General features: G+C 47.5%; 12 protein-coding genes and 1 other annotated feature. Of the genes, 9 read left to right on the top strand and 3 right to left on the bottom strand.

What is annotated here, in order from left to right:
• The first annotated feature begins 66 nt into the window (after positions 1–66).
• From resA to AC3WRW_RS31755, 5 genes are read left to right on the top strand one after another with little or no spacing between them, the layout of a single operon-like run.
• The gene (gene resA, locus AC3WRW_RS31775; protein ID WP_492550222.1) at positions 67–600 is read left to right on the top strand and encodes a thiol-disulfide oxidoreductase ResA; all 534 of its coding nucleotides are present in this window, start codon (positions 67–69) and stop codon (positions 598–600) included.
• Positions 601–634: 34 nt separating this feature from the next.
• Entirely contained in the window at positions 635–2296 is a 1662-nt protein-coding gene (resB, locus tag AC3WRW_RS31770; RefSeq protein WP_492550221.1) for a cytochrome c biogenesis protein ResB, read from the top strand.
• Entirely contained in the window at positions 2293–3552 is a 1260-nt protein-coding gene (gene ccsA, locus AC3WRW_RS31765) for a cytochrome c biogenesis protein CcsA (RefSeq protein ID WP_492550220.1), read from the top strand. The genes resB and ccsA overlap by 4 nt, the downstream gene beginning before the upstream one ends.
• Positions 3553–3590: 38 nt before the next feature.
• Positions 3591–4304 carry a response regulator transcription factor gene (locus tag AC3WRW_RS31760; protein WP_127451191.1) on the top strand — a complete coding sequence of 238 codons (714 nt, stop codon included), beginning with the start codon at positions 3591–3593 and terminating at the stop codon, positions 4302–4304.
• A 1-nt stretch (position 4305) separates the two neighbouring features.
• Positions 4306–6201 carry an ATP-binding protein gene (locus tag AC3WRW_RS31755; RefSeq protein ID WP_492550219.1) on the top strand — a complete coding sequence of 632 codons (1896 nt, stop codon included), beginning with the start codon at positions 4306–4308 and terminating at the stop codon, positions 6199–6201.
• A gap of 126 nt (positions 6202–6327) precedes the next feature.
• Here the strand turns inward: AC3WRW_RS31755 and serA are convergent, their stop codons facing one another.
• Positions 6328–7908 carry a phosphoglycerate dehydrogenase gene (gene serA, locus AC3WRW_RS31750; protein ID WP_492550218.1) on the bottom strand — a complete coding sequence of 527 codons (1581 nt, stop codon included), beginning with the start codon at positions 7906–7908 and terminating at the stop codon, positions 6328–6330.
• A 73-nt stretch (positions 7909–7981) separates the two neighbouring features.
• Positions 7982–8214: a binding site (T-box leader), on the bottom strand.
• 237 nt (positions 8215–8451) lie between these two features.
• Here serA and AC3WRW_RS31745 point away from each other — a divergent pair.
• Positions 8452–8775 carry a rhodanese-like domain-containing protein gene (locus AC3WRW_RS31745; protein WP_492550217.1) on the top strand — a complete coding sequence of 108 codons (324 nt, stop codon included), beginning with the start codon at positions 8452–8454 and terminating at the stop codon, positions 8773–8775.
• 75 nt (positions 8776–8850) lie between these two features.
• Here the strand turns inward: AC3WRW_RS31745 and AC3WRW_RS31740 are convergent, their stop codons facing one another.
• Complete coding sequence (locus AC3WRW_RS31740; protein ID WP_492550216.1) at positions 8851–9771, bottom strand: hypothetical protein; 921 nt, start codon at positions 9769–9771, stop codon at positions 8851–8853.
• 89 nt (positions 9772–9860) lie between these two features.
• Between AC3WRW_RS31740 and AC3WRW_RS31735 the strand changes: the two genes are divergently transcribed.
• Entirely contained in the window at positions 9861–10472 is a 612-nt protein-coding gene (locus tag AC3WRW_RS31735) for a CPBP family intramembrane glutamic endopeptidase (protein ID WP_492550215.1), read from the top strand.
• 304 nt (positions 10473–10776) lie between these two features.
• A complete protein-coding gene (locus tag AC3WRW_RS31730) occupies positions 10777–12435 on the top strand; it encodes a stalk domain-containing protein (protein WP_492550214.1) in 1659 nt (552 codons plus the stop codon).
• A gap of 57 nt (positions 12436–12492) precedes the next feature.
• Here AC3WRW_RS31730 and AC3WRW_RS31725 read toward each other — a convergent pair whose 3' ends face one another.
• The gene (locus AC3WRW_RS31725; RefSeq protein ID WP_492550213.1) at positions 12493–13344 is read right to left on the bottom strand and encodes a polysaccharide deacetylase family protein; all 852 of its coding nucleotides are present in this window, start codon (positions 13342–13344) and stop codon (positions 12493–12495) included.
• A 163-nt stretch (positions 13345–13507) separates the two neighbouring features.
• On the opposite strand from AC3WRW_RS31725, the gene AC3WRW_RS31720 reads away from it, so the two are divergent.
• Entirely contained in the window at positions 13508–13846 is a 339-nt protein-coding gene (locus AC3WRW_RS31720) for a hypothetical protein (protein WP_492550212.1), read from the top strand.
• The last annotated feature ends 188 nt before the right edge of the window (positions 13847–14034 follow it).

Raw genomic sequence — 14034 nt, 5'->3', positions numbered from 1 at the left:
ATAATAAAGATATTACGCTATGTGAAAAAACTAACATAGCCAAAGAAAAAGCGAAGGTGATTAACCGTGGGTGCGAGAAAAAAATGGGTACAGATCGGTATTTTCGCGATTGTGCTTATTATTGGCGTGTTTACCATTATTACGAATTTGTCGGCTTCGGACAGTAAAAAATATCCTCAAGTTGGCGACAAAGCGACAAACTTCTCATTAGTCGGTCTTGATGGCAAGACGCATGAGCTTTCGGAATACAAGGGTAAACCGGTTTTAATTAATTTCTGGGGCACATTTTGTCCGCCGTGCAAAGAAGAAATGCCTGCGCTGCAAAAGCAGTATGACAAATGGAGCAAGCAAGGCGTCATTTTTCTTGAAGTCAACGTCGACAAAAATAAAGTGACCGTGCAGAGCTTCATGGATCAGTATAACTTAAACATGCCGGTGCTGCTGGATGCGAAGGAAGTGGTCCGGAAGCAATATGGCGTCATGGATTATCCGACGACCTTCTTTATCGGAACGGACGGTAAAGTAGCTGTGAAAAAGATCGGCCAAATGACGGAATCTTTTATCGATGAAACGCTGTCCAAGCTTGCCGGGAAGTCCTAAATGGTTGAATGCTTAGAGTTTTCAGGAGGTCATCATGTTCTACAATACCAAATGCGATTGTGGGCATCAGAATCCCACAGGAACTACGCTCTGTGAATCCTGCGGGAATCCGCTGATCGATACGGATGGCAGAGATATACTCGAAATGCGTTACGACGGTATGGCCCGCCGCTCACAGAAATCAAACCCCTCTATTTTAGACAAAGTCTGGAATTTCTTTTCCTCGGTTAAAATAGCGGTATGGATTATTATTTTTACGCTGCTTGCCTCTGCGGTAGGTACCATTTATCCGCAAGAAAATACGTTCTTGGATATGGATCCCGCGCAGTATTATTCCCAAACGTACGGGAAGCTCGGATCGATTTATTACTTTCTCGGCTTATCTCACACGTTCAGCTCATGGTGGTTTATCACCCTGCTGTTTATGATCGGAACTTCGCTGGTCATCTGCAGTCTGGACCGGGTATTGCCGCTCTACCGCGCTTTATCCAAGCAGCAAATCCGCAAGCATATCAACTTCTTGACCCGTCAAAAAGTGACCCTGGTGACCGATTTGCCGCAAGGAACCGATGAAGCGGAGTGGACCGATAAGCTTGGCGCGCTTTTACGCAAGAAAAATTACCGCATACATAAGGATGGCACGGCGCTGCTTGCCGAGAAATACCGCTTTAGCCGTTGGGGTCCGTATATTAACCATATTGGGCTTATTATTTTTCTGATCGGCGTCTTGATGAGAAGCATTCCCGGCTGGCATATGGATGAGTATATGGGCATTTTGGAAGGTGAAACCAAGGCTATACCGCATACTTCCTATTTTATTAAAAATGAGAAATTTAACTTGGAGTTCTACGACGATAAGGATTTGCCTGAAAGCATTAAGTCCAAGGGACAAATCGTGCCCAAAACGTATGAAACTCAGGCTGTCTTGTATCATTGTTCTGCGAATTGCGACGATGCCACGAAAGAACCTGTCTTGGAAGAAGTGCACAAAGCCAATATTTTGGTGAATCACCCTCTGGATTACAAAGGTTTGCAAGCGTATCAATTCGATTATAAATCCACGCCGCTGTTGATCTCGGTTAGACCGACACTCAGCAATCCGGCAACGGGCGAAACGTTCGGCAGTTTCGATTTGCCGATGAATAATCCCAAGGATGTTTATCAAGTCGGACCTTACAAGTTGACCTTAAAAGGGTTCTTCCCTGAGTTCGGGTTAGAGAAGGGACAACCTGTCTCCAAGTCGAATGAACCGAAAGCTCCGGCGTTTATTTTTAACATTACAGGCCCTGGACTTGCTGCAAACGGCGAACCGTACTTGTATTTCCCTAGACAAATCGACAAAGAAGCGTTCTCCCAAGACACGATCAACGGACCGCTCAGCCAGAAGCTGAAGTTAGCCGTCGGTTCCATGGAAGGCGTACAGTTTGCCAACTACACAACTTACTTGAACATTCGTATCGACAAAGCAATGCCTTATATTTGGGTAGGCTCCGCGATATTTATGATCGGTGTCATTATGGGCTTTTATTGGCAGCACCGCCGCATCTGGATGCGCATTGACGATGGCAAGCTTACGTTGGGCGGCCATACGAATAAAAACTGGTTCGGCTTGCGCAATGAAGTTGCAGCAGCCTTAAAGAAAAACAACATCGAAGTATCGCCGAAATCATTAGACAATGGAGGGAACCAGGGGTGAATGTCAATTCAGTCAGCAGCACCTTTTTACTTATCGCATTTTTTGTATACCTGGCCGCATTTCTGCTTTTTGTCCTCTCGATTACAGGGAAAAAGTGGAGCAACCGGGATCCGGAGCAGCATCAGAAAAGGTGGGGCTTCGTTGCCTTCCTAACTTCCGTATTCGGGTTTGCCTGCCAAGTAACGTTTTTCTTTACACGATGGGCGGAAGGCAAACATATTCCAACATCTAATATGTACGAATTCATGACTTTCCTGGGCATGATGATCATGCTTGCTTTCCTGGTCGTCTACCTCATTTATCGTACGCCCGTGCTTGGGGTGTTCGCGCTGCCGATCGGTTTTATCATCATCGCTTACGCTTCGGTCTTCCCGAGCGAGGTTCAGCCATTGATTCCGGCGCTGCAAAGCTACTGGCTGAAAATCCACGTAACGACTGCAGCAACCGGTGAAGCATTCTTTGGAGTCGGCTTCGCTGGGGGACTTATGTATCTTATGCGTACCGTGGATTATAAAGGAACTTCCAAATCAGATAAACGCGAGCAAAGAGGCGTAGAGCTCACCCTCTTTTTCATCCTCATGCTAGTTGCCTTTATTGCTTCAATCTTTACATTCAATGGTACAGGATATAAAGCTGTTTTCTCCAAAGAAGTCACGGTCATGGATGCGCAAGGACAACAGCAAACGAGCATCCAAAATGAAACTTATGTACTACCGCCGATTGTGAAGCCATACGGTATGAAGCTTGAGGAAATGAAGCCGTTCTTGGGCATGAAGGAACCGCTGTTTACGGCGCCGTCCTGGATGGAAGGAGCGAGCGCAGGGCGTAAACTGAACACCGTGATTTGGTCCGTTATCGGAGGGCTTGTGCTGTATTGGCTGGCACGATTAGTTGCCCGCAAACCATTAGGCGCTTCTATCGGGCCTATCGTGAAAGGCATGGATCCGGAGGATCTCGATGAGATCTCCTACCGGGCGATCGCGATCGGCTATCCGATCTTCACCTTAGGCGCGTTGATCTTTGCGATGATTTGGGCGCAGGAAGCGTGGGGACGTTTCTGGGGCTGGGATCCCAAAGAAGTATGGGCCTTGATTACTTGGTTGTTCTACGCCGTATTCTTACATCTTCGCTTATCCAAGGGATGGCAGGGCAAGAAATCCGCTTGGTTGACCGTTATCGGTTTTATCGTGGTTATGTTTACGTTAGTGGGGGTTAACCTTGTTATCGCAGGGCTGCACTCCTATGCAGGTGTATAAAACAATCGAACTTAATTCAGATAAGGATGTGAAGCTCCATGGAAATGAAAGCAAGCATACTCGTAGTTGATGATGAAGAGCGTATTCGCCGATTGCTCCGCATGTATTTGGAGAAAGAGGGCTATATCATTGAAGAGGCGGAAGACGGCGAGAATGCCCTGCGCATGGCGACAGAAACAGACTATGATTTAGTACTGCTCGATGTCATGCTTCCGGGCATTGACGGGATTGAAGTTTGCGCGCGTCTTCGTCAGGTGAAGTCAACGCCGGTCATCATGCTGACGGCCAAAGGCGAGGAGACGAACCGTGTCAGCGGGTTTGAAGTCGGGGCGGATGACTATGTCGTGAAGCCGTTCTCGCCTCGCGAAGTCATATACCGGGTGAAAGCGATTTTGCGCCGTTCTTCGGCAACAGCTTACTTATCGAAGGATGCCAGCTCCAGCAACAATATCGTATTTCCAAATCTGATCATCGAACACGATGCTCATCGGGTAACGGCAGGCGGGCAGGAAGTTGCGCTGACGCCGAAAGAATACGAACTGCTGCATTACCTGGCTGTATCGCCGGATAAAGTGTTCTCGCGCGAGGAGCTTTTGAAGGATGTTTGGAACTATGAGTTTTTTGGAGATTTACGGACCGTGGATACGCATGTCAAACGACTGCGTGAAAAATTAAACAAGGTTTCCCCGGATGCTGCAGCTATGATTACGACGGTATGGGGAGTAGGCTATAAGCTAGAGGTGCCTAAATAACGTGTTTATATTCAGAAGCGTCGTAGGTAAGCTTTGGTTGACAATCATTGGCCTAGTTGGGGTTGTACTGCTCATACTAGGTCTTTTTCTTGTCAATTATATGGAAAATTATTTCTCGCAAGCGAAGGATCAAACCGCTAACATGGAGAAGCTGGCCAGAAACTTTTCGGATGAAGCTTCTCACCATATGTATAATGAGCAGTTTTATCAATTGAGCAACGAACTGTTAAGTTTCCAGGATGCCAAAATGCAGGTCATCTCTAAGGATTTGCAGGAAATCACCATGCCTTCAACACAAGGAAGTCCGCTAAGTGGTCTCCATGCCACTGACTTTTATACGGATGCAGAGCTTCAACGCGTATTTGCAGGTGAAACCATCGGAAAACCGATTAACAAGTCCAAATTAGGAAAGTTAAAAGCTGGGGAAGAGTATTTGGTTGTAGCTGTACCTTTGAAAAGCTTGCAGGGCAACATCGTCGGAGCAACCCTGATTTATCAATCCTTGCAATCGCTTGAAGCAACGCAGTCGTACATGCTCAGATTGTTTATCTATGTGTCCATTGTGGGCTTTCTGATGACGACCTTCTTTGCCTTTTTCTTGTTTTCGCGGATTACGAGGCCGCTGCAGCAGTTGAAGAAAGCGGCTGACTTCATCACGATGGGCGAATATGGAACCAGGGTGCCTATCGTATCCAAGGATGAGATCGGCGAGCTGGCCAAAACCTTCAATCATATGGGGGAGAAAATGCAGGAGAGCATCCGTGCGCTTTCGCAGGAGAAGGAACATTTATCCAGCATTTTGCACAGTATGACCGATGCGGTCATCACCTTGGATGCGAACGGATCGGTGATGCTCACGAATACGCAGGGCGAGAAAATCGTGCAGGAGTGGAGCTCGATCGAATGGTCGGAGGATGATGAGGAGACCAAACGCTACCGCAAACCGGATACAGCGCTCGGTGATTGGGGATTAACGAGCTACACGAATCCGTTTTCGATCCCGATCCCGGTGCCGCTCATTCCGCTCTTTGAAGCGGTTGTGGACGAGTCCGCGGAGGCTGCCACCAAGCTGCACGTCCAGAGCAGCGTATGGTCTGTCGCCATGACGCCGCTATATATGAGCGAGCATAGCGAGGAAGTGCGCGGAGCGGTGGCTGTGCTCCGGAATGTCACGGAGGAGGAGCTTCTCGATAAGCTTCGCAAAGATTTCGTGGCCAACGTGTCGCATGAGCTCCGCACGCCGATTTCGATGCTGCAGGGCTACAGCGAAGCACTGCTGGACGATATCCCCTCCACCCCGGAGGAGCGGATGGAGCTTGTGCAGGTCATCCACGACGAGTCGCTCCGCATGGGGCGTCTCGTCCGTGACCTGCTCGATCTGGCTCGGATGGAGGCCGGCCATCTCGAGCTGGTGTTCAGGGAGGTCGAAGTCGACTCCCTGATGAAGCGCATGCACCGCAAATTCGCGGTGCTGGCCAAAGAGCGCGGCATCGCGCTGAGCGTGGCGCTGCCGGAAGAGCCCCTCATCCTCGAACGAGGGGATGAGGACCGGCTCGAGCAGGTGCTGACGAACCTGCTCGACAATGCTTTCCGGCATACGGCCTCAGGGGCCGGTATTGCCATGAAGGCGGAGCCGGCCGCATATAAGAATAAGCCGGCGATTCGCATTGAGGTATCCGACCAGGGGCAGGGGATACCTGCCGACGACCTGCCGTTCATCTTTGAACGTTTCTACAAAGCGGATAAAGCCCGCACGCGCGGTTCGTCCGGTGGCACGGGCTTAGGTCTTGCGATTGTTAGAAACATCGTAGAAGCGCACTACGGGGTTATTACAGCTCAAAGCTTGGTGGGACAAGGAACGACATTTACATTGCTTCTCCCTTGCGACCCCGAGTAATGTCACAATTTCGACACAAAAAGAGGCGATTGCTGTGAAATCTCACAGCAATCGCCTTTCATTTTGTAGAATATTCAGACAAAATCTTGTTGTTCGTGAAACACTTTGTACCTTAGCAAGTGCGAATTACACCGTCAGCGCTCGAACATTTACGATTTCGGCTTGTGTCGCCAGTTCGGCCAGCACTTCCGCAGGAGCGGATTTGTCGATTGTCAGAACCATGATGGCGGAACCACCGATCACTTTACGTCCTACTTGCATCGTCGCAATGTTGACATTGTTGCTTCCCAGAAGCGTTCCGACGCGTCCGATAATACCTGGTTTGTCGTTATGGGAGATAAGCAGGAGATTTCCTTCTGCCGAGAAATCAACCGGATATTGATCGATCCGAACGATACGCTCTCCGTAACCGGCAAGCAGTGTACCGGCAAGCGTTTTTTCTTCTTGTTTCGTTTTTACGGTAACGGTCACAAGGTTTGTAAAGGAGCTTGACGTGTTGGACTTCTGAACAACGATGTTCACATCGCGCGATTTGGCCAAGTGCATAGCGTTAACAATGTTAATGCCTTCCAATTGGTTCTCGAAGATACCTTTTACAATATAACGAGTTAAAGGACTTGTATCAACATCAATCAGATCCCCGGCATAGTTGACAACAATTTCATAGACAGCGCCTTGAGCGATTTGACCGATGATGGAGCCGATTTTTTCACCGAGCCCGAAGTACGGTTGAAGTTTGTTCAACACATTGGCCGGTACCGGCGGCAAGTTGACCGCATTTTTGAACGGTTCATTGCGCAGAATATGAAGAACTTCTTCAGAAACGTCAATCGCTACGTTCTCTTGCGCTTCAATCGTAGAAGCACCAAGGTGAGGCGTTACGATGACCTTAGGATTGTTCAAGAACGGGTGATCGTTCTGAGGAGGCTCTACTTCGAATACGTCGAAAGCGGCGCCGGCTACGATACCTTGTTCGATCGCTTCAATCATGGCCATCTCGTCAATAATACCGCCGCGCGCACAGTTGATCAGGCGCATGCCGGGTTTCATGATTTCGAATTGCGGTTTGGAAATCAAGTGGCGCGTTTCAGGTGTAAGCGGTGTGTGAACCGTGATAAAATCAGCTTTCGCGACGATTTCATTGACCGTTCCCAGCGTAACGCCGAGTTTCTCTGCACGCTCTTCAGTCAAGAACGGGTCATAGCCGATCACTTCCATGCCGAATACTTTCGCACGTTTCGCCACTTCGCTTCCGATACGTCCCATACCGAGAATACCAAGCGTTTTGTTGCGAAGCTCAACACCGATGAATTTACGGTCCCATTCGCCTCCGACTGTTTTCTTATACGCTTGAGGGATCATACGGGCAGTGGACATCATCATGGCAAAAGTAAGCTCGCAAGTTGCGATCGTGTTGCCGTCCGGTGCGTTGATGACGATAATACCGCGTTTCGTCGCCGCTTCCAGATCGATATTGTCGACGCCGACGCCTGCGCGGCCAATGACTTTAAGCTTTGTCGCCGCGTTCATGATTTTCTCTGTTACTTTGGTTTGGCTGCGAACCAGGAGTGCGTCATATTCGCCGATGATGGAAACGAGCTCATCTTCAGATAGACCTGTTTGTTTAACCACTTCAACATCAGCTGCATCGTAAAGCATTTGAATTCCCATGTCACTAATTGGATCAGATACAAGAACTTTGTACATCATTCTTACCTCCTTGGAATATGAACATAAAAAAAACTCCCAACCCTCCGGAAGAGACACGTATGTCTGTTTCCAAAGGGACGAGAGATTGCTTTCGTGGTACCACCCTAGTTCGCTGCCCATTCGCACGGGAAGCCTCAATCGGTCTTGCGACCTGGAACTGTAACGTGTTCCTGTTCCGACTGCATCTACTCATATTCAATGCAATAACTCTGGAGTGCTCCGCAAAATGTTCGTTACCGATTCACACCAACCATCGGCTCTCTGAAAACTACTTTACTTGCTTGGCTCCGTCAACGCTTTACTGTGATAGAATTTTCATTAGATTACCATGCGGTTGAAATCGTGTCAATACATGTCGAACCATTTTCACCAATTTTACATGAAAGTCATTTTGGACTGGACCGCAAAGCATTTTTGTTTATTCTAAAGCAAGGAAGCTTAGAAAGCAATGCTCTTTTTGCTTGTATTTTGGCTGGTTTTTCGCTATTGTACTGAATAAATAAGAATTGCTTCAGAAGCAGGCGAGGAAGGAAGGCTATCATGGACATATCCAGTATACATCCGCAGAAATTTATCGAAGCCTTGGAAGATCAGGCTTTGAAGGATAGCGTGATCATTGATGTAAGAGAACCGCATGAATGGGAGTATTATCATTTGGACGAAGCAACGCTTATTCCTATGGGGCAAATTCCCCATCGTTTAGGGGAAATGCCGGAGGACCGGGATATTTATCTCGTATGCGCGCATGGCGTAAGAAGCTACCGGGTTGCCGAGTATTTGCAGGAGAACGGCATAGAGCGCGTCATTAATGTGGATGGCGGGATGGCCGCGGTTGCCATGCTGCGCGGTTTTCAGTACGACTGAGAGTCGTTTCTGAAACAAAAATAGGAGTTAAGCAACCTGGGTCGCTTAACTCCTTTACCTATTCCAATAACGGAACTAATTGATATCCGAGAAAAAAGGGAGCTGCGGAAGCTGCTCATTCGCATACCATTTTGCTTTGCCTTTCGCAAAATCGCCGGATCGCACTGCGTTCGTACTCAGCAGCAGGTCCATCGTTTGGTTCACATCGCCAACGCTCATTTTCTTGGCTTGCCCGGAAGCGATAAATTCGTCAATGCGAATCGTCAAATCCTGCGGGTAAAAAGGTGAGAATGCTTTGTTTTTCAAAAGCTTCGCCGTGATATATTGATTCTTGACATTCAAGTTCATTGCGCGCCATTGATCCAGGTTGGCATTGTTGGCCGGATCGAAATATTCAATGTCAGGATCGATGGTGCCGTTCCAAGCGACGATGGAATCGAAATAGTTTTTTTGCGCCGTCAGCGCCTGGGTCTTCGCTTCCAGGATATACGCATCTTTCTGGATAGCATCGAGCAATTGAGGTGCGCTAAGGCTGTTGGCTTTGCCTTGATAACTTTTTAGCGTATCTGCAAAGAGCTTTAAACTTTTGAGATATCCTTGATGCGATTGCACGAGAAGCGGCGAGGACGCCGGCATATTTTTGCTTTGCAGAGCGTTATACTTCTCATCGGCCAGCTTGTACAATTCTTTCAGCACCGCTGAGGCGTCGACGGTGGAATGGCCAAGCTCGATTTGACTCATCAATTCAAACCATTTATTCTGAAATTCCCTAAAGGGCAAAAAGATGGTATGGTAATAAGAAACGAGAACTTGTTGGTCATAGGCTCCCAGCTCTTGGGTGACCGCCTTGTCGGTATGTAAGATTTTCTCGTACTTCTGATCCGATTTTTCCTGGCCGATTTTCAATCCGTAGAAGAAGGCGCCGAGTATACAAACAAGCATAAAGATAAACATGAGGGCAAATAAATAATCAGTGCGGGTAAGACGCTTATCCATAATCAAGCTCCTTATTCTCTCTTTTTCTTTTAACTTAGTATAGGTGAAATAGGTATAAAAGGGAATATGCGAGGAAAGAGGCTGCATCCATGAAAAAATTCGATTTTAAGAATATCCGCTTCGGAAAAGTCGATGTGAATGATCTGAATGACCGAACTTTACTGCTCAATCTGTACATAACCCAAGTACTTACGCTTATTATCGGAATCATTATCATTTTTTTTCAGAGCAATCACAAGATTATTTCTATGTTCACATTTCAAGGCGGTTGGAAAATACCGATTTGGGGAACTGTATTTGCATTGGCCGTACTCGGGATCGATATGCTGATCTCGCGTTGGGTGCCCAAAGAAGTGTCGGATGACGGCGGCATTAATGAGATGATTTTTGGAAAACGCCCGCTCTGGCATATCGCGCTCATTTCATTCATTGTCGCCGTGTGCGAGGAAGTATTGTTCCGCGGAGCGATCCAGCATGCTTGGGGACCTTATTGGACTAGTATTTTGTTCGCGGCGATCCATATCCGATATTTGCAGCACTGGCTCATGACCGGCATGGTGTTCAGCATTAGTTATGGCCTTGGCTGGATTTATATACAAACAGGAAGCCTTTGGACGCCGATTATCGCCCACTTTATCATTGATTTCGTCATGGGCTGCATACTTCGGTTCAGCAAAGAGGAGGAAGAACAGAGCACATGAATGCAGGAGAGAAATTGCCTTCTCGTTCACAGCGAAAGCCAATTGAAAGGGAGGAAGATGACACTTACTTACCGCCGCGGAACGAGGTGCATCCCTCTGAACGGGGAAAATGGACCCATATCTTTTATGTCACATTGCTTTGGTTGTTTATTATTCTTGTCATTAGTTTGACCGTGTGGGGGATCAAGTACTACTCATAAACTCTCTCAAAGTAGCAAAGTTGTATAAACGAATTCGAGAAGCTATGATAGATTCATAGCTTCTTTTAATTTCTGAACACTTTGTTATGGGAGGATTTTTCGCAATGAATGTGATTCAATCACCGAAGAAATGGGCTGCAGCTTTAAAAATAACCGCTATCCTTTTTGTTTTATTATCGAGTGTGATCTGGTCGGCGAAGCCGTCGTACGCATTGTCTTACGGTTATTTGACATATCCGCAAGGAAATGTAGGGCTCTCACGCCCGGAAATCGGGGTCAATCTTGAGCTGAGCGAAGGTATTACGCCGCAGAGCTATCATTTGTATGTCAATGAGCAGGAAGTGAAAGTCAATTACGATCCTGTTTCTGTTAAATATGTGTACCGCCCTCAGACAGATATGGCGTCAGGGACATATGCAGCGCGTTTGATGTTCAGTTTCAGCGGGTATGAGCCGGTTCAGATCACTTGGAAATTTACAGTTGTCAATAACGCCGTAACGTTGTCGTCGGAGACAACTAAAGACCAGAAGGACGGCTTGCAGGCGATCAACGATTACCGGGCAAAGCTCGGCTTGGCGAAGGTGAAGTTCAGCGATGCCTTGAATACGGCAGCTCAAAAGCATGCCCAATATTTGTCGCAAAACAAGATCGATCCGATTAAAACTTCGGTGTCCTTGCACGATGAGGATCCCGCGCTGCCCGGCTATATCGGCAATTCGTTAAGAGAAAGGGCGCAATATATAGGTTATGTCCGAGCGACTGCCGAGGATGTGGCTTACAACCCGACGTCGCTGGTTGAAGCGATCGACAGTTTGTTTGACGCGCCTTATCATCGATCGCCCTTCATGGTGCCAGGACTTGTGGAAGTAGGGGTTTACCGGGAAGGACCTTATCATGTCATTGAATTCGGGTTCTCAGACGGGATAGCGCCGGAACTGGTCGTCTCCCCGGGAAGCAACGATGTCTATGTGCCTACTGTTTTTGACGGACATGAGTCGCCGGACCCGATTCGCAACCACAGCGGAGCGGAATATCCGGTCGGCTATCCGATTATGGCTTCCATTTATGGGCCGGGCGTCAAGAAAGTCAGCTTGGATGAGGCGAAATTGGAGGATGAATTCGGAAAACCCGTGAGTCTCCTGAAAAATGAGCCGGGTCAGGACGATCACCTCGACACGGAAGTTATTCTCATGCCGGCGAAGCCATTAGAGTTGGACACGACGTATAAAGCTAAAGTCAAACTAACGGCAACCATGGAGGATGGCACTACGAAGCCATATACGAAAGAATGGTCGTTCCGCACCGAGCCCCGTGCCGGTTTAGGCGTACTGAAGCTGCATCAAGATGCGGCAACCTACACGCTGCAAATGAGTAATTTCGGGCTAAACCGAAATCATCTCGTTTCATTTGGCTTAGACGGAGATCAATATGTTCTGGATCTTCTTCCTTATCCGATGAAACAAAAACCGTATATCCAAGACGGAACCTCGTATCTCTATATCAGAGATCTCGCCGCGGCTCTTGGAGCAACCGTAGAGTGGGACGACAAGCAAAAAGCCGCGGTCTATAAGAAAAAAGATGCGACGGTTATGTTTTACACAAACCGTAATGCCTACAGCTTGAATGGCGTGGAATATCAAACGGATGCGGCGGCAAAGCTGATTAACGAGACAACAATGATTCCGGTTCGTCTGCTGTCTGAGACGCTTGGCGCGAAAGTAAGCTATGTGGAGAGTACAAGAACGGTAAATATCAGTTACTAAAAATAAGAGCTTTGCAACACCTTCCGGATTAGGGCAGGTCTCGCAAAGCTCTTTTTGTTATCGCATTTCAAGCTCGATGGCATTCGGATCGACGAAAGAATATCCTTTTTCCTCAAGCTGCGTAAGCAGCGTGTCTAGCACCTTGACCGTCCAAGGCAGCTCGTGCATAAGAATATTGCTGCCGCCGTGCAGTTGCTTCATGACATTTTCGATTACTTTGCCGGGATCGTTCTTTTGATTCGTCATTTCCCAGTCGAGCGAACCGTTTGACCATGTCATATAGAGCATTTTGTTCTCTTTGATTTTGGCTTTCAAGTAGTCGTTGCCCGACCCGAAAGGCGGCCGGAAAAATTGCGGAGCTTGCCCGGTTAATTCTTTAACGACTTTCTGGACATCGTCCACTTGCTGATCGATTTTGGCGTTGGTCATGTCTTTCATATTGTCGTGGTCCCAGGCATGATTGCCGATGACATTGCCGCTGTCATGAACGAGTTTAACGAGCTCAGGCTTTTGTTTGATCCGATAGCCGTTCATAAAGAAAATCGCTTTTGCGTTATGTTTTTTGAGAGTGTCGATTAAGGATTGATTCATGGCTTGATCTTTCGGTCCGTCATCAAAAGTTAGAAGAACGACTTTCTTGTTTCCGTTCGGGTCATTTGGGACGATATCATAATTTTTGTTCATATGATAGTCCTTCTTCACCTCTGCCGGCTTGGTCGGCTCAGGCGTGGGAACGGGCGTAGGAGCCTGCGTAGGTGCTGCCGAAGGAGATGGGCTAGGCGCCGACACATCGGTTGCATTCGGTGTTGTGCTTGTTGTAGCTATGGGGCTTTTGGCCGATTGGCTCTGACTGCAGGCAGCTAAAAATATCATCATGCTGATCAACAGGAAACTGGCTTTGTTCGTCATGTTCGTTCTCCTCGGACAGTTTAACTTTTTGCTCTCTACATATAGTACCACATTTCACCGAGAACATATCTCCTTTGTTTTCCTCCCGCTTGAACGTATGCCCTCCAGGCAACTCGCACAACCTATGAAGGATTCATACTAAATTTACATGGAGGGAGATCCAATGAGAATAGGCACATTCTTGTTAGGTGGCATTGCCGGAGCAGCAGCTGTCATCTATTTAAACCGCAAAAGCAAATCAATGTTATTCTCCGCGTTCAGCTCGTCCAGTGAATCGATGGGGAAAGTAGTGGATAAAGCGAAGGACACTTTCGCGAGCAAATCATCCAGTGACAAGTCCGTTAGAAATTTTTCAAGTACTAGCACAACTAGTGGCGCAAGCGCAAGCGCCGGCGGCGGACTGAATCAAGTGGAAAAAATCGTGAAAGAAGATCCGCATTTGCGGGTGACCGTTAGCGAAATTTTGGAAGCCAATAAGGAAAATGCATCGTCAATTCAGTAAAAGCTCGCTACAGGCACAGTCAGGCAAACCCACGGGGCCGGCTGTGCTTTTTCTATTTATACATAACTTGCGCGTGCATTTGCAATCAATTAGTGTTAACATGGTAGGTGAAAACGATAAAAGAATACTTGTCCATTTCGTTGTTCAAGGTTCACATTTTTGTTTTTTCATCATATTCTGTTTTAATA

This window comes from Paenibacillus sp. FW126-R14, assembly GCF_058789495.1.
This window is presented reverse-complemented; position numbering and strand designations above follow the sequence as displayed.